The sequence below is a fragment of the Streptomyces sp. NPDC028635 genome (genome assembly GCF_040637635.1).
Taxonomy (GTDB): Bacteria; Actinomycetota; Actinomycetes; order Streptomycetales; family Streptomycetaceae; genus Streptomyces.
On the sequence record NZ_JBEZWX010000001.1, the window covers coordinates 508190 to 529243 of the forward strand.

Genomic DNA, 21054 nt, shown 5'->3' on the forward strand with positions numbered 1-21054 from the left:
GGCCGGGCCCGCCCGCGGAGCGGGATCAACCGGTGGATCAGACGCCGTCGTCGGCGCAGAGCGCCCAGGCGTCCGAGTAGGTGTTGGGGGAGCCGGCTCCGCCGGTGTGGGTGGAGGCCGTCCAGTACGCGGCCGTGGTGGTCCCGTCGCTGACCGGGTTGCCGCCGCTGTCGCTGGGGAAGCTGCCGGTGAGGTGGTCGCCGCCCGAGCCCGGCGCGGTGAAGTCGGTGGTCGTGACGCTGCCGCCGCTGATGGCCGCGCCGCCGCCGACCAGTTTGCCGTCGGTGCCGCAGCCCACGGTCGCGGTCTGCCCAGCGGTGGCCGAGGTCGGGCCGTTCACCTCGCTGTGGTGGACCTTCACGGTGACACTACTGACGTCGATGCCGCTGCCGCTGCAGATCGCGTAGGCGTATGTGGTGTTGGTGGTGCCGCCACCGCCGCCGTTGAAGCCTTCCGCCGTCCAGGAGTCCGGGTTGGTCTCTCCGTCGGCCGCGGCCTTCAGGCCGTGATCGTGCGCGGAGTTGTTGAAGGTGGGGAAGCTCGCGATCGGCTTGAGGCTGCCGACGTCGGCCGGGGTGGTCCGGGCACCGCCGCCGAGCAGGACGGTGTTGGCCGGGCAGGTCGCCGTGACCGCGAGGGGCGTCGACGAGGTGGTCGGCCCGGCGGCCTTGTTCATGACGATCTGGGTGTGGTTGATCAGATTGCTGGTGAAGCACACCGCGTACGGGGTGGAGGAGAAAGAGCTGTTCACCGCGCCGCCACTGCCGCCGATGCCGAGCCAGTGGGTGTTGTCGGTGCCGACGACACCAGCGGTGCCGGTGTACTCGGTGGAGCCGTTGGAACTGGGCGCCGTGCCGTTCACGTGATTGCTGTTGGACGACGTACCGGTGCCGATGGCCTGGTTGACGCCACCGCCGGAGACGAGGCCGCTGCCGCAGTCCGCGTGGGTGGAGATCTCGGAGAAGGTGGTGGCGGGGCCGAGGGTGGCGCCAGGGGTCTTCACGGTCACGCTCACGGTGTTGGCGTACGCGATCCCGGGCACGGCCAGGGCCAGCAGGGCGCCCGTCACCAGCGCCTTGCCGGCCGGCAGGCGCGGCAGGAATGTGGTCTTCATCGGACTCTTCCTCTCTGATGTCACTGCCGTGCGGGGGGCAGGGCAGCGCGGAGAAACGGCATGCAGGAGAAGAACCGACCGCTTCGTGGGGGAGCGGCCGTCACGGGTCCGGGGGCGGGTGGGAAACCTTCGGCAATGGGAGACGGAACCCGTACGAGTCGGCACGCAACGCGGCTCGCAGACGCGGACATTAACAGTCCGTCGGAAGCGCATCTACAGGCTGATCACACAGGATCAGGTGGCAGATGCTACATACGACGGCCGTTCGGCCTCGAGCCTGCGGCGACGCCACCTCGGACAGCAGCGCCACCACCTCCGCCCGCGCACCGGCGGTGTCCCGGTCGCCCTCTGGCCGTCCTCCGCGTCGACGACCTGACGGGCCTGCGCGCCGCCGCGCTCGCGGAACCGCCGTAATAGTTGTCGGTGTTCTCCACCCACACCAGGGAGGGGCTGGAGGTGAGCCGCGCCCGGCGTCTGGTCCACCGCGGCGTCCAGGAGCGCGGGTCCGTGATGACCTCGCTGCCGCGGCGCGTGGGGCCGCGTCGAGACCTTTCTCCAGGCCCTGCGGTAATCCGCTTGAACCACAGTCGGTGGACGGGCAGGCTTGCGCGGTGATTGTCGAGCTGGCCCCGAGTTTCCTGACCTGGGACGATGTGAATCCCGCCCAGCACTCCTTCGACAGCGTGTCGGCACCGCAGGTGGTGCGGTCGCTCGGACCCGCCCGGAGGGTGCCCAGCCGCCCCGACATCCCCCTCGGTGACCGGGCGATGAGTGCCTGGAGCTGGGGCGAGGGACACCCCTGGGCCGACGCCATGTCGCATGCACTCGCCGAGCACTACGGCCGCTGGACCGTGGGCTGGCGCTGGTCGCACGACGAAGGCGACTTCGACGGAGGACCCGTCGGGAACTGGTGCTGCCCGCGGGACTCGATCACCACACCGCAGGAGACGCTTACCCGTGTCGTAGCGGCCCTGTGCGAGTGGCGCGAGTGGCTGGAGAGTCTCGCCAGGTGGTTCGACGCGTACCCGTTGGACCTGGCCGGCATCGAGGACCAGCGGATCCTGTGGGAACGTGCCGCCCGGAACCTGATCCTTCAGGTGACCGACCGCACCGGCTGCGGCAGCGGTTGGCACGGACACTGCCATCAAGTGCTCACCTGGTTCCTCAGCCGCTGGGGCGTCGCGCCCGACCTGGCGCAGGAGCTGGTCGACGAGGCGATCGGCGGGCGGTTCGCGAGCTGGACCGGCCCCGACATCGTGCTGGTCGATGACGTCGCGGAGCGGCTCGCGCTGTCACTCCGGCCGGACGACGGCGCACCATCCGCCGGGCCCGCGCCGGATCACCTGGAGCGCTGGCTCGCCGTGCGCGAGACCGTGCCATGGCATGAGGTGCCGGACAGCGGCGGAGACGAACCAGTGGCCCCGTCGCGCGACGGCGCGGCGGAGGACATACGCGTATTCGACGGCGCCTTGGATCCCGCCCGCGCACGGGGGATGCTCGCCGCGCTGGAGCTGCTGCGGGCCGATGCGGCGCGCGGTGCCCTGCTCGACTTCGAGCTGCTCCAGCGCTGGCAGCAGCATGTCCTCGGCGCACCGCAGCCACCGCCGTTCCGCGACCTGCCGGCCTTCGCCAAGAGGGGCCGGGAACGTTATGGCATCGGCCCGGACACTCGAGCCCGCCTCGACGCCTGTCTGGCTGAGAGCGCGCGCCACATCGACCGGCCCGTTTCCCTCACCGCCCGGGCCGCGCGTGCCTATCTCGACGTGTGCTTCTTCCATCCCTTCGACGACGGCAACGCCCGGTCCGCTTTCCTCACCCTCGTCTTCGTCCTCGCCCGTGAAGGCGTCGCGCTGGACGGGGTCAGCCTGTTGCGTCGCCTCACCTTCCAGGCCGACGAGCCGCAGGACGCACTGATCCTCACGCGGTACCTCGACGTCCACCTCGCGGAGACCCGACGCAACAGCGCCTCCTCCCTCGACTCATAGCGGTCGGGCACGAAGGCAGGAGGCTTCCGCGTTCGGCTCTGCACCAGAAGATCCTTGAGCACCGGAGCGAGTCAGTGCACGCGCTCCCCGCACTCCGCCGGAAACATCACGACACCTGGCGGCAGTTCGCCCGGGCCCCGGGCGAACACTCGCAGACATGCTTCGCCAGAACCCTCCTCCGGCGGGTACTCGAGGGTGCATTCACTCATCACGGTAGGAGCGCCGGCGAGCTGTATGTCCGCCGTATGCACACCGTCGGGGAGACAGCCGGCCAAGACGCCGAAGGCCAACGTGTCACTGCCGTCGGCCACGCACTCGCGGATCTCGAAGCGCCAGTGCGCAGCCGCGTCGGTCAGCAACGACTTGCCCCTCTTGCCGAGCCCGACCAGGAAATCGGTGCGGGCTCGCAGATGGTGGGCGATGGCACAGCAGATGGGAACCGCGGTGCCGTCTGCAGCCACCACTCGTGTGTAACCGACATGCGGATAGCACGACAGAGCCTCATCAAGCAGCCCCAACGCGGTGTCTCTTGCCGCCGGATGACCCTGCTGGGCGATGTCCAGAAGCAGTGGAGCCGCAACAACAGCCGCTGGGAACACAGCGGCACTGTGGCCATGAACAATCCCACCGCCGCCGAGCCGCGAGCCGGCCTCCGCCGCCTGTACCAAGGTCGCTGCCTTGGCCAGGTCATGCAGACCACGGGCGGCACGATCCGGTTCGTACCAGTCGGGATGGCCCGGTAGGGAAGCCCAGTCCACCGCGTCGATCTCATCCAGCACAGCGGCATCCTCGCACGCAGCCACTGCCCGCCGTGCAAGTTCCGACGAGGCTTGGAAGTCCCTCCGTCAGGTGTTCTCAGGAGTAGGTCATCGGGCAGCCGTAGCGCAGGGAGTACTGGGCGGCGCGCAGGTAGAGCGCCACGTAGAAGGCCGCGTCCCGGTCCTCGGCCCACGGCCCGGGTCGCACCCGGGCGGTCCGCTCCGCCCCGCCTTCCAGGAACCACAGGCTCAGTGCGAGATTCTCACCCGCCGGTATCGCGTCCACGGGCAGTGCGACGGCACCGGCCAGCCGCTCGGCCCCAAGCTTGGCGGGTCCGGTTCACGCGGCTGCGCCTGGAGATGACCGTTGCGGACGTGCCCGCGTTCGGTGGGGGCGTGCCACGCGGACGCCAAGTGAGCCGGCCGGACTGTGCCGGTGTGCTGCCCAGTTCGGGGGAGGGGGTGGCCGGGGCACGCTCCCGGCGATCCGGGAGGGATCCCGCCCGCACCGGGTTCAGGAGGACCACCGGCTGAGCGGTCGGCCGGCTACGTCACACAGTACGGTGCATGCCGACCGATGCCGGAGCCGTCTGCCGGAAGCCGAACTTCTCATACAGGAACTGGGCATCGCCGTCGGCGATCAACGAGACATAGGCACCGTCCGGGGCGCGCCGTTCCAGCTCGCCCACCAGCTCCGCCATGATCCGCTTGCCCAGGCCCCGGCCCTGGTGCTCAGGCACGACGCAGATGTCGACGATCTGGAAAAAGCAGCCGCCGTCTCCGATGACCCGGCCCATTCCGACCGGCTCTTCCCCTCGCAGCACCGTCACGCCATGCCAGGTGTTCGGCAGGCCGGCCTCCGCGGCCTCCACCGTTTTCGCGCTCAGCCCCGAGACCACCCGCAGCCTGAGGTAGGTCTCCACGGATGGCGAGCCAGCACGCAATGAGTAAGGGTCAATGTCTACGTTCACCTGCTACAGGGTACGGAAGGGTGGCCCTCGAGGCAAAAACCGTGAGGACCCCACACACCACACCTTCCCGTCCGTTCGGCGGTAGGCAGGCCGGCCGTTGTGCTCGCCGTCCCGTTCGAAGTGGTAACGGAGCCCGTCTATGGCGCACGAAGGTAAAGGATGTGAGTGCCGTCATACTTTCGGCACTGCTATCCGGCCTCTCGGGCGGAGCGGGGTTGGGCGCGCAAGGCAGGCACGCGGGCTGTGTCGTCCGCTTCGGCCAAGCTCTCTCCCAGGGTCAGGAGCGACAGGAGCCTCACGGGCCGGCCGGCTGTCGCGGCAGCCTCGAGTTTGTGGTGGCCGTCGAGAAGGAAGTGGGTCAGGCCCCAGTGCACGGAGGGGTCGTCGCCCAGGCCGAGGGCGGGCTGGCACACGTCCAGCGTGGAGATCGCCACCGCCGTGGGGACCGTTCCCCGCTCCATGAGCGCGACGTACTTCTCGACACGATCCCTCTCGTTCCAGGTCGGGGGGACCATGGGCACGATGAACTCGTAGAGGTGGGCGTCCGCGTCGACGGGGGTCTCGAAGGTCCGGTAGTACGGGGTGTGCGGATACTCCGGGAGGCCCCAGAACTGGTCGACGCCCCACGTCGTGACCTGCTCGCTGCTGAAGTAGTCGCCATCTTTGCCGGGGATGACCAGCGTGGGCTCCACGTCCAGGAGCAGCGGAAGGTACTCGCCCTCCGGCAGCAGCGCACCGAACGCCTCGATCACGCCGTCGTCGTCCGGGTCGTTCAGTGCCGCCATAAGCCGTTCCTGCACGCTCTCCAGGGACAACTTCTCGTTCGCGCCTTCCAGCCGGCGGAACAGGAGTGGGCATGTTCCGCAGTAGGAGCTGAGCTCGAAGGCGGGCTTGTCGTCGATCATCAGCAAGCGGCGCCGCGGCCCGCCGTTCTCGTGCAGTTCCGCCCCGAAGCCCAGCCGTGCCTCAGGAGCAGGGACGCCGAGACTACGAGGGTCGCCCTTTTCGATCATCACGCACCGACCGTAAGGGACGCGCTGAACCGGTTCCACCCCATACAAACTGTTCGAGCAGTCCCGGCAGTGGGAGCAGGTCGTCCTTACGGTGGCTGCTCTCGCGGATGGTGAGACTGCGTGCCGGATCCCCTTCTGGCATTCCTTTGCTTCGAAGAGGTCGGAACGGCCGGAGGCGGCAGCGGTGGTGTGTTCCGCTGCCGCCTCCGGATGGGGATTACCGCTGGGACGGGGCCGGTGCCGCGGTGGAGAACCGGGCGGTGGTGGTGTCCTCGCTCCAGCGATGCAGGCCGGACTTCTCCAGCACGCGGACGGAGGCCGGGTTCGACAGCTCCACGTCTGCGCACACGGTGTGCACCTCGGGCGCGGTCAAGGCGAACTCGACGATGGCGCGGGTGGCTTCGGAGGCGTAGCCGAGGCCCCGGCGGGAGGCGACAACGCCGTAGCCGACCTCGATGGTGCCGCTGCTCGGCGGCCAGAACAGACCGATGGAACCGACCACCAGACCGCCGGCCCGCTCGATGATCTGGCGATGGCCGTACTTGGTCAGGCCGTCGGGGTGTTCGGTGAGGAATCCGGCGATGACGCGGTCGCCTTCAGCGGGGAAGTCCTCGGCCCAGTGCGTCAGCCGGGCGTCGCTGAGGACAGCGGCGAGTTCACCGGTGGACCATGGACGCAGCACGAGGCGGTCAGTGGTCAGGTCCGTACCGGTCAATGAGAAAGAAGACACGCGACACTCCTGGTCGTTTCGGACGACCGGGCCGCGGGCTACCCTCGCGCGGCCCGGACAAGGGCATGCTGATGAAGCGCCTGGCGGGCCATATTCATCAACCTCCCTTGCCGCAGCTGTGATCGCGGGTCTCGCGCGTCGAGGGATCGTATCAAGGACGGGTGGACGCGGCTGAGCGCCTGGGTCGGGCTCGGGGCGACGAGGTACTTGCCGGTCAGCGCCTGCGGGCGGCGGAGCCGGGGCGTGAAGGGGGCCAGTCGTTCAGTCGGTGAGCGCCTGGTCGGGGGTTTCGCGGATGTCGATGAGGGCGTCGACGCCGACGAGCTGCAGAGTACGCATCACGGAGTGGCCGACGCCTGCCAGGCGCAACCAGCCGCCGGCCTGGGTGAGTGCCTGGTGGGCGGTGATCAGAATGTTGATGCCGCTGGAGTCCATGAACGTCACCTGCCGCATGTCCACCACCACGCGGGGCAGGGGCGCGCCGGCCACATCGAGGGCCTGACCGAGTGTGCCGCCGGTGTGGTGGTCTATTTCCCCTACCGCGGTCAGCACACGGATGCCGTCCGCACTGGACGCCGTGACGGACAGCCCGTCCGGCTGCGCAATGTGTTCGGTGCTCGGCACTTCTTCCTCACCCATGACAGCGATCCTGGCACACGAGGCTCTTACTTCGCTTCGCTGCTTCGCAGACACCGGCTGACCCTGGTGTGGTGAAGGTGAGACGGAGCTGGCAAGGTGTCGGCAAGCGTCGATCGTCGGGGGTGGGGGTAGGCGCTGGGGCGTGAACGGGGGAGTGAAGGCGGCTGTGATGGATTCAACGCCCATGGGCGAGGACGGCTCCGCGCCCGGCGGGCCGGTCCCGCACGCCACGGTCGCCCTGGGCGGCGACGGCTCGGTCATCGCCCAGGCCCGTCATCTCGCCGCCGGTTTCCTCACCCGTGTCCAGGCCGAACACGGCCTGCCCGTCTCCCAGCGGGTGATGGAGCTCACGCAGCTGGTGGTCAGCGAGCTGGTCACCAACGCCCGCAAGTACGCCCCCGGCCCCGTGCTGCTGGACCTGCGCATCCTCGGTGACCTGATCGAGGTGGGGGTGTGGGACTCCGACCCGAGCCTGCCCATCGCCAAGGCCGCCGACGCGGGCCGGGTCGGCCAGCACGGCCTGGAAATAGTGATGGCCGTCGCCCAGGGCTTCGAAGTCCGGAGCGAACCGGTCGGCAAACGCATCACCGCCCGCCTCGCCCTCGCCGACGACCCCAACGCCGCCTCCTGCGGCCACCCGCCCCTCTGAAACCGATTACTGAAACTCATTCGGAGCGTCTGGGCGTCTGCCGCGTGGACGGTGGAGCGTCACCGTACCGGGCAGCCGACAGTGGGGCCGTTACGAGGCGGTCGCGTCCTCGATCGTGTCCCGGATCTCCAGGAGGGTGTCGACGGCGGTGATGGCGCACAGTCGCCGGACGGGGGCGGATGGCGCGACCAGGCGCAGGGCGGTCGCTTGGTGGGTGAGGATGAGCAGGTTCAGGAACGTCGAGTCCGCGAAGGTGACCTGAGAGGCGTCCAGGATCACCTTGGGGTACTTCTTGGCGGCGGCGTCCAGCGCGTCGGCCAGTGGCTTGATCGATTGCATGTCGTAGTCGCCGTGAGCCTCGATCACCCAGGCGCCGTGCTGGTCGCACTGGAGCACGCCGGCCCCGTGCGAGACAGACCCCGTTGTCTGTTCCGGCAGCAGCGTCGCGCTGGTGCTGCTCGCAACGGTCGGCACGACGGCCTCATCCCACACCATTTTGGAGCCCTCCTTGCCGCTTGCCCTCACGGGAGCCTGCCACCCGTTGCATGAAAACTATGTCATGTAAATGGTTTCCGGCAACCTCAGCCCTCTAAAATGCCGGACATGGCCGAAGTTCCTGAGTCACACAGCGGATGGACATTCATCACCAGCCACGCGCGCGTCCTGGCGGCCATCGCCGACAACCCCAACGCCCGCATCCGCGACCTCGCCGCCCACTGCCGCCTGACCGAGCGCGCCGTAGCGCGGATCATCTCGGACCTCGAGCAGGACGGCTACCTCTCCCACACCCGCGAGGGACGCACGAACACCTACCGCATCGAGCCGGACAAGGTCCTGCGCCACCCCGCCGAAGCCGGCCTCCCCGTAGCCTCGCTGCTCTCCCTGCTCGTACAGGACGAGACCGAACGCACCACGCCGGCCACCGCTCGCCACTGACTGTTCCGAACACGGGCGGCCGGGAAGCTTCTGCACGACATCCCGTACGCCGCACGCCGAACCCGCCCGGAACAGCGTTGCAGTCCCGCTCGCCCGCTGCCCGGGCCGGCGCTACCGCCAAGGCGTCGGCGTCGCCGCATTGCAGGGCGGTGGCGAAGGCGGTGACGGCTTCACGGACCCGGACGTCGCCCAGCTTGCGGGCAAGGTCTCAGCCGCGAGCAGGCAGGGACACGCTGGGCGAGCAGCCGGCGGGCGCGGGCCGGGGCGGAGTTCAACACGCACTCGCTGCGCGCCCTGCAGAGCACCGCCGCTCAGACTTCTGCAACCGCCTCTGAGGTGCGCAATACGGGCACCGACGTTCAGATCCTCGCCGGGCAGCGGCCCGATTTGCTCATCGTGCTGCCTACGCGCGCTCCTCGGGCCGCAACCCCCGGCGCGCACAGACGGGCGCCGGAGGGCCAACCCATGGCAGGACGCGCCGTCAGATATGCGAGATTAATCATCTTATCTGGCTTATGGTGTGATGGTTTTGATTGTCCGTGGGGGGACGTACAACGCGCCCTCACACGGCGCGGGTGGGGATGCCCATGAGTGACCTCAGCCGTAGAAACGCGGCCCGCCTCGGCCTAGGCGCCGGCCTCGGCACCGCCGCCGCGACGCTCGCTGGATGCGGGCGCGAGGAACGCCCCAGCCGGACCCCGGCGGTGCCCGGCCGCCGGCCCGAGCAGGCCGCAGGGGGTGGTGCCCAGGCCCTGCCCCGGCTGATCGGAGACGGCTCCACGGCGTACACTGGCCGGCAGCCCGGACAGCCGGCCGCACCTGAGCGTCTCGAGGCGGGTCAGCAACCACCACAGTTCGTGATCTTCTCCTGGGACGGTGCCGGCGAGGTCGGGACCGGCCTCTTCCCGCGCTTCCTCGAACTGGCACGACAGCACGACGCGCACATGACGTTCTTCCTCTCGGGCCTGTACCTGCTTCCCGAAGAGCGAAAGCGGCTCTACCACCCGCCGAACAACCCCCAGGGCGCTTCAGAGATCGGCTACCTGACCAACGCTCACCTCAAGGAAACGCTCACCTACGTCCACCAGGCATGGACCGACGGCCACGAGATCGGCACGCACTTCAACGGCCACTTCTGCTCCGGCTCCGGCTCCGTCGCCAACTGGACGCCCGCTCAGTGGCGCAGCGAAATCGAACAGGCCCGAACATTCGTCAAGACCTGGCGCACCAACACCGGCTGGCTCGACCACCCGCCGCTGCCCTTCGACTACGACAAGGAACTCATCGGCGGTCGTACCCCCTGTCTGCTCGGCCAGGAGAACCTGCTGCCGGTCGCCCGCGAGCTCGGCTGGCGTTACGATGCGTCCTCCCCGGGCGGCGTCCAGCGCTGGCCCTCGAAGAAGGACGGCGTGTGGGACCTGCCGCTGCAGGGCATCCCGTTCCCCGGACACAGCTTCGAGGTCCTGTCGATGGACTACAACATCCTCGCCAACCAGTCGCACAACTCCACCCGTGCGCCCTCCTACCACTACTCGGCCTGGCGCACGCAGGCCACCCAGGCCTACCTGGCCGGCTTCCAGCGTGCCTATGAGACCAACCGCGCGCCGATGTACATCGGCAACCACTTCGAGGAATGGAACGGCGGCATCTACATGGACGCCGTCGAAGCAACTCTGAAACGGATCGCCGACATGAAGGACGTACGCCTCGTGTCGTTCCGGCAGTTCGTCGACTGGCTCGACGCCCAAGACCCCGCCATCCTCGCCAAACTGCGCGCTCTGGAAGTCGGCCAGATCCCACCCGGCGGCTGGACCGCCTACCTGCGACCGGCCGCGGCTCGGTGACCAGGATGCCGGAACCGGCCACCCCACCGCGACCGGCGCGGCCGTACCCAGCCCCTCGACCGCCGTCGCGGCGGCCGCGTCGGCGCGCGGATCGCAAGGGACCGAAACCCCGCCAGTCTCAGAGTTGAACGCGTTCAACATCTCTGGCAAGTTGTCTTCCACGGCCGTTCCTTTCGGTTGGCCGATACGGGCCGGCGGTGGGAGGGCATGGTGGCGTCTGGGAGAGGGCTGAGTGCGTGGTGGTCAGCCCTCGGCAGCCTGGCGGTGGTGTTGACCGTTCTGACCGCGTGCGCCGGCCCTTTTCAGTACTACGGGGGGACAGGACTCCACGACGCCACGACGGCCGAAGTCGTCGGGGACTGGGAAAACGTCGAGGGGACCCACGTGGTGCTTCGCAAAGCCGGAACGGCTCTTGTCGAAAGACTCGACGGGCAGGACTTCGACTTCGAGGACGGCTGGCGCCTCTCCGGTACGGGAACCTGGCAACTGACCGACCATGACGGCGGCCAGGTCGTCCGGCTCACACTGACCGCCCGAATAGGGGTGGAGAGGCGTTCCCCCGCGGCGCCAACCGACGCCTCGGCTCCGCCGCCTCCCTCGACATACGTGTGGTCCTTCTACGTGGACCGTGATCAGCATGACCAGTTGAAGCTGTTCTTCTTCTACGGCGACCCCGACATCGGGAACGCATACGTGATGACGCGTAGGCGCCTGTCAGGCAATCGTTGACAGCCGCAACCAGCACTGTCGCTGCGTAGTGCATGGCGAGGTTGCCGTAGCGGCCGCGCGTGCCGACGGCATCGCCGACTTCCTGCCCTACGCGTGCATCGCCACCGCGGCGACTGCTCTCGCCCCTGGCGACACCGTCCTGCTCTACACCGACGGCATCACCGACGCCAGCACCGGCGCCGACCGCAGCAACCTGTTCGGGAACGAAGCCCTGCCCCAGAGACACGCGCTGGCTCGGTCATCGGCGAGGTCTCCGCAGTGACAACACATGTGCGCACAGAGCCGTGTGGCCCGACGGCCGGGTGCTCGCAAGGGTCCGATCGGCTCGCTCGCCAGCACCTGTTACGTTTGCGGCCGTTGTAAAAGCGTAAAGAGAGAACGGGTGTTGTTGTGCGCAAGGCGCGTTGGACAGCGGTCGCGACGTTCGCCGTGGCCGTGATGGCCGCCGGTTGCAGCAGCGAGAGCGCGGGTGAGAAGCCGGCGGACGGCAAGGCAAGTGCCACCACCGCCGCGACGGAGAAGCCCGCGGGGGCGGCCGCCTCTCAGGGAACGCTCCTCGACCGGGCAGCCGGCACCTGGAAGTACATCGCCACCCCGGGTGACACGACACTGGACACGCTCGTCATCAAGGACGGCAAAGCCAAAGCCGAGGGCGCCAAGCTCTCGTGCACGGGCACCTTCGTCCCCGTAAAAGAGAACGGCGAGGAATCCGCGACCATCACCTACACCTGCCAGGGTGGCAAGGACGGTGGGCGCGGCCTGGGTCACCTGAAGGTGAAACCGGACGGCTCCTCGCTCGTGATCGACTTCGACGGGCCCGCCGGGGGCTGGGGCGGCCCGGTCGACAGCTACCGTCGAGCCTGACCGCGTGCGCGCGACACCCACGACGGCCGGCACTTGCTGATCTGCTCCGTGAGCGCGCTTACCCAGGATGCAGGGGCTGTTGCAGTCGCCTCTGACCTATGGCGCGCACACAGCCGTCGCCACGCGCTTCGGCATGCGAGCGTACGTCGTCCACGGATCGGCACCGTGGGCGGCGTCCCTTCAGCGGCGTGCCGCACAACCGCGTCCGACCCGCTTGCGCACCCGACGTACCAACTCGTCCGCGGCCTGCGGCCACTGTGCGTACTGGAAGTCGAAGCCTGCCTGGATCAATCGGCCCGGGACGACGCGGCGGCTCTTGAGCAGCAGTTCGGTGTCGGAACGAAGAGCGAAAGCGCCGACCTCGGCCATCCACTTGGTCGCGGGGAGACCCACGGGTATACCCCACGCGGAGCGCAGGGTGCGCATGAATGCGCGCTGCGGCAGGGGATGGGGAGCCGCCAGGTTCACCGGCCCTGCGATGTCTTCCCGGTCGATCAGGAACTCCACCGCGCGCACGAAGTCGTGTTCGTGGATCCACGACACGTACTGTGCTCCACCGGCGACCGGGCCGCCGAGACCCAGGCGGGCCAGTCCCAGCAGGACGGCGAAGACCCCGCCGGGGTCCGGGCTCATCACCATGGCCGAGCGTAGGGCGACCTTGCGCGTGGCCGGCGTTTCGGCTTGCTGCTGCGCCTGCTCCCAGGCCTTGGCGATCTCGACGCTGTACGCCCAGTAGTCCGGCACGCCCGGTTCGGTACCGCCGATCACACCGGTGGTCTCGTCGTTGGGGGCGTCGAAGCGGTGCGCGTACACCGTGGCGGTGCTCATCTGCAGCCAGACCCGGGGCGGTCGGGCAGCACCCGCGATCGCGGCGCCCACGAGCCGGGTGGAGTCGACCCGGGAGTCCATCATCTCCCGCAGATTGGCCTCCGTGTATCGGCAGCTCACGGTGCGTCCGGCCAGATTGATGACCACATCGCTGCCGTCCACTGCCGCCGTCCACGGCCCCAGGGTCCGACCGTCCCAATGAACCTCGCCCTCGTGCCTGGGGCGTCTGGTGAGGATCACGACGTCGTGGCCGGCGGCTTCGAATGCGCGCTTCAGGACCGCGCCGACCTGTCCGGTTCCGCCCGGAATCACCATCTTCATCGGCTCCGCCTCCTTCGTCTCGGCTGAGCCTAGACCAAGGAGTTGAACACGTTCAAAACTGGGGTGCGATGCACGATTCCAGTCGGGTGCGCACACGGTTCCCTGCCTTCCGTCGGCCATCCGACGATCGTCGGCTGCACCCCCGCCAAGTGGCTGGAACTCCCCGGCACACGCGGTCATCGCCGGTGTTCCAGCTCACAGCGTCCATGTGCTAGAGGCGACGTCGCAGTGGTGTCGGAGCCGGTCAAGAAGGCGGTGGCGACAGATCCAGGGGGAGGGCCCCACCAGGGGCCGGGAAGGGCAGGATGCGAAGCGGGGCACAATCAGGCGATGACCGACCGCCGCTCCCAGGGCATCGGACCTGTGATCGGCGCCATGCCGAGTCGTACGACAGCTCGTTCGCCCGTGAGATGGTTGCGGCCATGACTCTTGGCGCGCCGGGCAGCGAGATCTCACTCGAGACGAGTCGGCTGCTGCTCAGACCGTGGCGGGTGGACGAGGCTGTCGTCCAGCGTGAACTGTGGACCGAACGTGATCCCCGAGTGCCGCCGCACCGCCGAATCGACGCGGACGGACACCCCACGGTCGCGGAGCTCGAGGATTCGATCCGCACCAACGACGTGTGGTCGACCGGGTTGCTGGCGGTTGAGCGGAAGGCGTCTCGTGACGTCATCGGCTATTGCGGGCTGGTCGACAGCGGACGGGGATCGGTAGGAGAACCGGAACTGGCATTCGAGCTGCTACGCCGAGTTTGGCGTCAGGGCTACGCGACCGAGGCTTCGTTGGCGGTCCTGGAATGGGCGCGATCGTCCGGGTACGAACGTCTGTGGGCCACCGTCTGGGACTGGAACACCGCTTCTCGCAGAGTGCTGGCCAAGGTCGGGTTCACCGAGACCGATCGGAAGGAAGTGGACGCGGTGCACGGGACCACCTTGTTCACCACGAGACGGCTCTGACACACCCGACGTTCGACCTTGCGGACGGATCCGTGCAGTGCCGCCTTGCGACAGGTGTCCCCATTGGCGTCGACAGGCAGAGGCGGATGCGGCACAGGCTCCACGGAGGGCGTTCGGCCCGGCGCTCGGCAAAGCCGTCGAATGGTCCGGCGTCCGCGCCGCACCGGTCTTGCGGGGCGGCATTTCAGCGATGTGCCTGGCCGCCGCCCTCTGGCTGATGTACGTCACGCGATCCGCTGCCACTCGCTGAACCAGCGTGGCAGCGCGGCTGCGGGAGGCACGGTCCCGCAGCGAGCCGGCCCACGGAGCGACCGGCATGCGCGAACACGGATCCAAGTACCGACGGCTCACCGGGCCCGATTTACGGGTGACGTGGGAAGGGATGGGGGCTTGGGCAGCGTGCCCAAGCCCCCATCCTCTCCCTGCCCGACCCGTGACGCGTCGGCTGCACACAGCGGACGGCCTACGTCATCAACTCGATGTGCGGATGCTCGGGGTCCGCCGGGCAGGCGAACAGGTGCTGCCGGTAGCCGCTGCCTATCTGGACACCGGTCGCGTTGTAGCCGCGGTGGCCGGGGTATGGCCCAGCACCCGGGTGGGGGTGCGGAGACCAGCTGTTCCCGGCATCGTCCCCTTCCTCGAACGTGGCGACGGTCATCAGGACCTCCATGCGGGTGCCGCACTCGGAGCAGGGGTGCGCGTGGGGGTCGGTGGAGTTCCAAGCGGGCCAGCCGCCGACCTTCCAGCCGGGTGCGTTGGACAGCACACAGTCGTAGTACGTCTCCGGGTCCATCTCTTCCGCTGCTGCCTGCGGCACACTCCACTGCTTGAGCTGCTCCCGCAGTTCTTCGCTCAGCTCCAGATGGTCGGGGTACTCGGTGATCTGCTCCGGTTCGAGCACGCACGGTTCCGGCAGATAGCCGTCGAACTGCACTGCGGGCGGCTCGGGGGGCGTGTCGAGAATGTCGGTGACGGCGGCTGCCGAACGCCATGAGAGCCGGGTCTTGGGCATGATCGGATGATCGAAGGGACACCAGAGAACCTGCAGCAGGTCCGTGCCCTCCGGCGGGCTCAGATCGGGCACGTCCCTTACGTACAGCTGCGCGACAGGCAGCATCGCCATGGGGCCGTCGTACGCCTGGACCGCCGGCCTCACCGGATACGTCCGAGGGGGCCGGATCCGCTGGAGAGTCTCCCGTTCCTCCGGAGTCAGGTCCCGGCCGTGCGAGGCGGCGAAGATCCGGCGTTCCAGCCGCAGATCCGCCGGGGACCGGGCTGGGTTGATGCCATCCACCACATGGGGTTCCTCGCAGTACGGCCACGGCTCCCCGGCGGGCCACAGCAGCGGCCCGCCGATCGAGCTGTCGTGCCACGTCGGCGACCCAGGGCGGGGGTGCAGGCGGGTCGCCGTACGGGCCAGCGGAGCCAGTTCCAGGAAGACCGCGGCAACGTCGATCGGCCGTGGGGGAGTGACAGGAGTGACATTCATGGCCGCAATCCTGCCAATCGCCTCTGACAACGGCCCTTGTGGCCGCCCCACGGGCTGGCTTGTGTGGGCGCCGAGCACACCGCCCGGCACGGCGCCCTCGGCCGGGCCGCCCTGCTGCTGGGCGCGGAAGTACATGCCGTCGAAGGACGGCCCCGCGGCCCCGCACGAAAAGGCGCGGCTGCCGGGCTGTCGTGGTGCGAAAATCGGTCCGCAACCTGATCCACATCCGCGTCCCGGAGGCCGGCATGGACGTCGCTTCGCTGCTGCCCTTGACCACGGCCCGGTTGTTGCTGCGCTTGTTCACTCCCGACGACGCCGATGACCTGTACGCCTACCAGAGCCTGCCGAGCGTGGCGCGCTACTTGTACCGGCCGGCGCACACGCGTCAGCGCAGCGAGCAGGTCGCCGCCGAGCGCGCGGCGCAGACGGTCTGGCGCGCCGACGGGGACAAACTGGCGCTCGCCGTCTGCCGACGCGATGAGCCCGGCGTACTCGGCGAGGTGAGCCTCACCCTGGCCGATGCCCGCGCCGCACAGGCCGAGATCGGCTGGACTCTCGACCCACGTCACCAGGGGCACGGCTATGCGACCGAGGCGGCCGCGGCGCTGGCCGGGTTTGCCTTCGACACACTGGGCGTGCACCGGCTCTACGCACGGCTGGATGTCGAGAACACCGGGTCTGTGCGGGTCTGTGAGCGCCTCGGGATGCGCCGCGAGGCGCACCTGGTCGAGAACGACCTCGACGGGGATCGCTGGGGCAGCGAGTACATCTATGCGGCGCTGTCCGCGGATCTCGGCAGCCGGTCAGGCGTTTGAGCTCGACGCCCGCCGCCTGATGTTCGTGATCTCCCTGGAGGAAAAGCCGGGGAGGTCGGTGGGGTTGGTCTGTTCGGGTGAATCCGGTGCCAGGGGTCACGTCCGAGCCCGCGACGGCGGTGGCGATGAAGAGGACATTCCGGGCATTCGTCCCCGATCAGAAGCTGATGCTGCCGCCTCCACCGGATGAGTGGCTACCGAGGCATCCGGCCCGGTTCTGGCCGAACTGGTCGACGATGTACTCGACCTGGGTCGATGCTGCTGGCCTACACCGAGAAGCGCGCATTCCCCCTGCATGACCCGCGATCAATGACTCGGCTGCTGATCTACCGCCACCTGCGGGGCACGGTGAGTGGCGGGTGGCCGTGCCCGGGGTGAAGCTGGAGATGATCGCCGGGCACGGAGAGAAGCCCGTAACCGGAGCGGTCGGGTGACTTGAAACCCGGGATCGGGGAACCGGAGGAGATGCCCTGACCCACGAGGGGAGGCGGGGTGCCCGGACGGCTGGCTCCCTCATCGGAAGAAGGACCATGATGGTGCACGAAGACGACGGCGGGCAGGCCGCGCCGAACACGCCGGGTACGCGCACCTACGGCGACGGCGACGGCGACGGGACCACGCACCGGCGTCCGCTGCGCGAGCGGCACGTCGAGGAGACGGTCGAGGTCGCGGTGCCGGTCCGCACGGCCTACAACCAGTGGACGCAGTTCAAGACGTTCCCGCGCTTCTCGGCCGTGGTGCGCGACGTCGTGCAGGTGCGGCCCACCGTCACCGAGTGGACCATCGGCTACGGCCCCCTGCGCCATCGTTTCTCGGTCGAGATCCTGGAACAGGACCCTGACGCCTACCTGGCCTGGCGTGGTCTGGAGCAGCACCCCACCCACCAGGGTGAGGTGGAGTTCAGGCCCACGGAGTCCGGTGGCACCGCGATCACGGTGCGGATGCTCCTCCGACCACGGGGGACCGCGAAGGTCCTCACCCGCTCGCGCAGGGTGGCAGGGCTGACCGCCCGGCTGGTGCGCGGGGAACTGATGAACTTCAAGCACTTCATCGAAGGGCTCGGCCAGGAGGGCGGTGCCTGGCGCGGCACCATCCGCAACGGCCGTGTTCAGCACGACACCGCGGAACCGCCCAGGAGCCGTGTCGCCCAGTGGCCCGTCGGCTGACCCGCGTACCGCACACGGCAAGAGAAAGGCGAAGCGATGCAGAACCCGCCCGGTGAGGAGCCGGAGAGCTCCCTCTCCGTGACACCGCCGAAGAAGTGGGCGGCCGGGGTCCCCGCCGTCGTGCACGCGCTGGAGTACTCCCTGGAGCAGACCTCGCCGCGCAAGACGGGCGTGGACCTGCTCACCATGAACCAGGTGGGCGGGATCGACTGCCCGGGCTGCGCGTGGGCGGACCCAGCCCCGGGCCGGCGCCATCGCAACGAGTACTGCGAGAACGGCGCCAAGCACATCAACGACGAGGCCACGACGCGCCGGATCACGGCGGAGTTCTTTCGCGAGCACAGCGTGTCCGATCTGGCCGCTCGTTCCGACATGTGGCTCAACCAGCAGGGCCGGCTCACCGAGCCGATGATCAAGCGGCCCGGGTCGGACCACTACGAGCCCATCGGCTGGAACGACGCCCTGGGCGTCCTCGCGCAGGAGCTGCGGGGGCTGGAGTCGCCCGACGAGGCCGTCTTCTACACCTCCGGCCGGGCCAGCAACGAAGCCGCCTTCGTCTTCCAGCTCTTCGCCCGCGCCTTCGGCACCAACAACCTGCCCGACTGCAGCAACATGTGCCACGAGTCCAGCGGTGCCGCCCTGAACGAGACGCTGGGCGTCGGCAAGGGCACGGTCAGTCTCGACGACCTCCACCACGCGGACCTGATCTTCCTGGTGGGGCAGAACCCGGGCAGCAATCACCCGCGGCAGCTTTCGGCTCTGGAGGAGGCCAAGCGCAACGGCGGCCGCATCGTGGCGGTGAACCCGTTGCCCGAGGCGGGGCTGCGGCGCTTCAAGAACCCGCAGAAGCCGCGCGGGGTCGTGGGGCGCGGCACCCAGATCGCCGACCGCTTCCTGCACATCAAGCCGGGCGGGGACCTCGCGCTGTTCCAGGCACTGAACCGGCTGCTGCTCGAGGCGGAGGACGCGCGTCCCGGCACCGTCCTGGACCACGACTTCATCAACGCCCACACCTCCGGTTTCGAGGAGTTCGCCCGTCACGCCCGCACCGTCGACTGGGACGACGTGCGCGCGGCGACGGGACTGACCCGCGAGGAGATCGAGAAGGTCCTCGACGAGGTCCTGCGCAGTGAACGCGTCGTCGTGTGCTGGGCGATGGGCATCACCCAGCACAAGCACGGCGTGCCCACCATCCGCGAAATCGTCAACTTCCTCATGCTGCGCGGCAATCTGGGGCGTGCCGGCACCGGCGCCTGCCCGGTGCGCGGCCACAGCAACGTCCAGGGCGACCGGACCATGGGCATCTGGGAGCAGATGCCGGACACCTTCCTGGACGCCCTGCAGAAGGAGTTCGGCTTCGACCCGCCGCGCCCGCACGGCTTGGACTCGGTGAACTCGATCAAGGCGATGCTGGAGGGCCGCGTCAAGGTCTTCCTCGCCCTGGCCGGGAACTTCGTGCGCGCGGCACCCGACAGCGAGGTCACCGAGAAGGCGATGCGTTCGTGCCGGCTGACCGCCCACATCTCCACCAAGCTCAACCGCTCGCACACCGTCTGCGGCGACACCGCCCTGATCCTGCCGACGCTGGGGCGCACCGAGCGTGATGTCCAGGCCGACGGCGAACAGTTCGTCACCGTCGAGAACTCCATGAGCGAGGTGCACACCTCCCGGGGACGGCTCGAACCGGCCTCGCACATGCTGCTGAGCGAAGTCGCCATCCTGTGCCGGCTCGCCCGGCTGAGCCTCGACGGCGAGGGGGACATCCCCTGGGCCAAATTCGAGGGCGACTACAACACCATCCGCGACAGCATCTCCCGGATCGTGCCGGGCTTCCACGACTTCAACGCCCGGGTGACCCGGCCGGGAGGCTTCCAGCTGCCCAACCCGGTCAACGAGGGCGTGTTCCGGACCGAGACCGGCAAGGCCCGGTTCACCTGCAACGAACGGGTGGTCCCCCGGGCCCCGGAGGGGCACCTGCTGCTGCAGACCCTGCGCTCGCACGACCAGTGGAACACCGTCCCGTACACCAACAACGACCGTTACCGCGGCATCCACGGCAGCCGCCACGTCGTCCTCGTCAACCCGGCCGACCTGTCCGAACTCGGCCTCGCGCAAGGCGATCGCGTGGACCTGGTCAGCGTCTGGGAGGACGGCACCGAGCGCCGGGCCGAGAACTTCCAGGTCGTGCCCTACCCGGCGGCCAAGGGTTCGGCCGCCGCCTACTACCCGGAGACGAACGTCCTGGTGCCGCTCGACAGCGTCGCGGACGTGAGCAACCAGCCCACGTCGAAGGGCATCGTCGTCCGCCTCGAACCCACGGGCGACCGATCCCGACCGGCATCCGTCTGACCGAGACCGTTGATGGTCCGCCGCTCGACTTCCTTGCGTCGGCGGCGGATTCCCTTGTCGAACCCTGTGGGCCGTGCCGCCGTGGCTGCCGCGGCGCCGGCGGCCGGCCCGCTGCACGCAGGACCGGTCCGGTGTTCCCGCCTGACTGCTGAGCGGAAGCAACTTGCTCGCACCTCAGCCGCGACAGCCGAGATGAACTGCTTCTTCGCGCAACATATCTAGACTTTGAGTCACTTCAGTCGCTGTGGGGCCGCCAAGTAGCGGCCCTGCGAGCGCACTTGTGCGAGAGCCTGACGGTCTCCAGATCAGGTGGACGAGTGCCGCCATGGCGCTGCAAACTGCCGCGCTACCTCCCGCGCTTCTCACGGATCGAGCGCAGATCGACCTGCTGGTCGACGTTCACGAACCCACCGTGCCGGTTGAGCAGGGCGGCCACTGTCTCGGAACGGGCGGGCACATCTACAAGCCGAGGGTGAAGGGACGGAAGATCAAGGTATGACGTTCATCGACGACGTCCTGCAGGGACGTGCCACCATCGACGACTTCGATTCCTACAGTGAGGCATGGCAGGACTCGGAGGAGGACCTCGGAGAGTTCCACGACTTCGTAGGACTGCTCTGGCCCGAGTACGCCCTGTGGGCCACGGACCACGAGCGGATCGATGGCGATGACGTACTCGCCTACGTGATCGCGGCTCGGCGGCACAACGTCGGTCTGCTCGACCATCTGCGGTCCGTGAAGGAACAAGACGCCACAGCTGCCGAGGTGTACCGCCTCGCCGGCTGGTGGGCCAAGGAGTGGGAAGCGGTCTCCCAGCACTACACGGAGAGCTGACCCGCACTACCGGGGCCGGGACGGGTTGCAGCCCGTCCCGGCCCCGAACCACGATCTGAGCTCC

21 protein-coding genes and 1 pseudogene are annotated in these 21054 nt (G+C 68.7%); 12 read left to right on the top strand and 10 right to left on the bottom strand.

The features are described from left to right. Positions 1 to 37 precede the first annotated feature (37 nt). Complete coding sequence (locus AB0E88_RS01835) at positions 38 to 1114, bottom strand: hypothetical protein (protein ID WP_361622090.1); 1077 nt, start codon at positions 1112 to 1114, stop codon at positions 38 to 40. A 611-nt stretch (positions 1115 to 1725) separates the two neighbouring features. On the opposite strand from AB0E88_RS01835, the gene AB0E88_RS01840 reads away from it, so the two are divergent. Continuing rightward, the gene (locus tag AB0E88_RS01840) at positions 1726 to 3099 is read left to right on the top strand and encodes a Fic family protein (protein WP_361622093.1); all 1374 of its coding nucleotides are present in this window, start codon (positions 1726 to 1728) and stop codon (positions 3097 to 3099) included. Between the two features lie 71 nt (positions 3100 to 3170). On the opposite strand, the gene AB0E88_RS01845 is transcribed toward AB0E88_RS01840, so the two are convergent. The 6 genes from AB0E88_RS01845 to AB0E88_RS01870 all read right to left on the bottom strand — a co-directional run bounded on the left by AB0E88_RS01845 (position 3171) and on the right by AB0E88_RS01870 (position 7210). Then, on the bottom strand, positions 3171 to 3878 hold the full coding sequence (locus AB0E88_RS01845) for a hypothetical protein (protein WP_361622096.1): 708 nt from the start codon (positions 3876 to 3878) through the stop codon (positions 3171 to 3173). A 76-nt stretch (positions 3879 to 3954) separates the two neighbouring features. Then, positions 3955 to 4143 (bottom strand): hypothetical protein, encoded by a 189-nt coding sequence (locus AB0E88_RS01850; RefSeq protein WP_361622099.1) that lies wholly within the window; start codon positions 4141 to 4143, stop codon positions 3955 to 3957. Positions 4144 to 4408: 265 nt separating this feature from the next. Continuing rightward, positions 4409 to 4828 (bottom strand): GNAT family N-acetyltransferase, encoded by a 420-nt coding sequence (locus AB0E88_RS01855; RefSeq protein WP_361622102.1) that lies wholly within the window; start codon positions 4826 to 4828, stop codon positions 4409 to 4411. A 188-nt stretch (positions 4829 to 5016) separates the two neighbouring features. Then, on the bottom strand, positions 5017 to 5841 hold the full coding sequence (locus AB0E88_RS01860) for a hypothetical protein (RefSeq protein ID WP_361622317.1): 825 nt from the start codon (positions 5839 to 5841) through the stop codon (positions 5017 to 5019). Positions 5842 to 6058: 217 nt separating this feature from the next. After that, complete coding sequence (locus AB0E88_RS01865) at positions 6059 to 6571, bottom strand: GNAT family N-acetyltransferase (RefSeq protein WP_361622105.1); 513 nt, start codon at positions 6569 to 6571, stop codon at positions 6059 to 6061. A 261-nt stretch (positions 6572 to 6832) separates the two neighbouring features. Further along, positions 6833 to 7210: an STAS domain-containing protein gene (locus tag AB0E88_RS01870; RefSeq protein WP_361622108.1), complete on the bottom strand. Its 378-nt coding sequence runs from the start codon at positions 7208 to 7210 to the stop codon at positions 6833 to 6835. A 169-nt stretch (positions 7211 to 7379) separates the two neighbouring features. On the opposite strand from AB0E88_RS01870, the gene AB0E88_RS01875 reads away from it, so the two are divergent. Next, entirely contained in the window at positions 7380 to 7859 is a 480-nt protein-coding gene (locus AB0E88_RS01875) for an ATP-binding protein (protein WP_361622111.1), read from the top strand. Positions 7860 to 7949: 90 nt separating this feature from the next. Here AB0E88_RS01875 and AB0E88_RS01880 read toward each other — a convergent pair whose 3' ends face one another. Continuing rightward, positions 7950 to 8354: an STAS domain-containing protein gene (locus AB0E88_RS01880; RefSeq protein ID WP_361622114.1), complete on the bottom strand. Its 405-nt coding sequence runs from the start codon at positions 8352 to 8354 to the stop codon at positions 7950 to 7952. 108 nt (positions 8355 to 8462) lie between these two features. On the opposite strand from AB0E88_RS01880, the gene AB0E88_RS01885 reads away from it, so the two are divergent. The 5 genes and pseudogenes from AB0E88_RS01885 to AB0E88_RS01905 all read left to right on the top strand — a co-directional run bounded on the left by AB0E88_RS01885 (position 8463) and on the right by AB0E88_RS01905 (position 12232). Continuing rightward, a complete protein-coding gene (locus AB0E88_RS01885) occupies positions 8463 to 8795 on the top strand; it encodes a helix-turn-helix domain-containing protein (RefSeq protein ID WP_361622117.1) in 333 nt (110 codons plus the stop codon). 587 nt (positions 8796 to 9382) lie between these two features. Beyond that, complete coding sequence (locus AB0E88_RS01890) at positions 9383 to 10639, top strand: hypothetical protein (protein ID WP_361622120.1); 1257 nt, start codon at positions 9383 to 9385, stop codon at positions 10637 to 10639. A gap of 207 nt (positions 10640 to 10846) precedes the next feature. Further along, the gene (locus AB0E88_RS01895) at positions 10847 to 11368 is read left to right on the top strand and encodes a hypothetical protein (protein WP_361622123.1); all 522 of its coding nucleotides are present in this window, start codon (positions 10847 to 10849) and stop codon (positions 11366 to 11368) included. A gap of 103 nt (positions 11369 to 11471) precedes the next feature. Further along, positions 11472 to 11630, top strand: a pseudogene (locus AB0E88_RS01900) (SpoIIE family protein phosphatase); the annotation flags it as partial. A gap of 128 nt (positions 11631 to 11758) precedes the next feature. Beyond that, complete coding sequence (locus AB0E88_RS01905) at positions 11759 to 12232, top strand: hypothetical protein (RefSeq protein WP_361622126.1); 474 nt, start codon at positions 11759 to 11761, stop codon at positions 12230 to 12232. A gap of 180 nt (positions 12233 to 12412) precedes the next feature. Here AB0E88_RS01905 and AB0E88_RS01910 read toward each other — a convergent pair whose 3' ends face one another. After that, a complete protein-coding gene (locus AB0E88_RS01910) occupies positions 12413 to 13381 on the bottom strand; it encodes a TIGR01777 family oxidoreductase (RefSeq protein ID WP_361622129.1) in 969 nt (322 codons plus the stop codon). Between the two features lie 422 nt (positions 13382 to 13803). On the opposite strand from AB0E88_RS01910, the gene AB0E88_RS01915 reads away from it, so the two are divergent. Further along, positions 13804 to 14337 carry a GNAT family N-acetyltransferase gene (locus AB0E88_RS01915; RefSeq protein WP_361622132.1) on the top strand — a complete coding sequence of 178 codons (534 nt, stop codon included), beginning with the start codon at positions 13804 to 13806 and terminating at the stop codon, positions 14335 to 14337. A 463-nt stretch (positions 14338 to 14800) separates the two neighbouring features. Here AB0E88_RS01915 and AB0E88_RS01920 read toward each other — a convergent pair whose 3' ends face one another. Continuing rightward, complete coding sequence (locus tag AB0E88_RS01920) at positions 14801 to 15826, bottom strand: hypothetical protein (protein ID WP_361622135.1); 1026 nt, start codon at positions 15824 to 15826, stop codon at positions 14801 to 14803. Between the two features lie 245 nt (positions 15827 to 16071). Here AB0E88_RS01920 and AB0E88_RS01925 point away from each other — a divergent pair, with 245 nt between their 5' ends. The 4 genes from AB0E88_RS01925 to AB0E88_RS01940 all read left to right on the top strand — a co-directional run bounded on the left by AB0E88_RS01925 (position 16072) and on the right by AB0E88_RS01940 (position 20990). Beyond that, positions 16072 to 16641: a GNAT family N-acetyltransferase gene (locus tag AB0E88_RS01925; protein ID WP_361622138.1), complete on the top strand. Its 570-nt coding sequence runs from the start codon at positions 16072 to 16074 to the stop codon at positions 16639 to 16641. Positions 16642 to 17174: 533 nt separating this feature from the next. Beyond that, entirely contained in the window at positions 17175 to 17807 is a 633-nt protein-coding gene (locus AB0E88_RS01930; RefSeq protein ID WP_361622320.1) for an SRPBCC family protein, read from the top strand. Positions 17808 to 17843: 36 nt separating this feature from the next. Next, on the top strand, positions 17844 to 20156 hold the full coding sequence (locus AB0E88_RS01935; protein ID WP_361622141.1) for an FdhF/YdeP family oxidoreductase: 2313 nt from the start codon (positions 17844 to 17846) through the stop codon (positions 20154 to 20156). 495 nt (positions 20157 to 20651) lie between these two features. Continuing rightward, positions 20652 to 20990 (top strand): hypothetical protein, encoded by a 339-nt coding sequence (locus AB0E88_RS01940; RefSeq protein WP_361622144.1) that lies wholly within the window; start codon positions 20652 to 20654, stop codon positions 20988 to 20990. Positions 20991 to 21054: the final 64 nt, after the last annotated feature.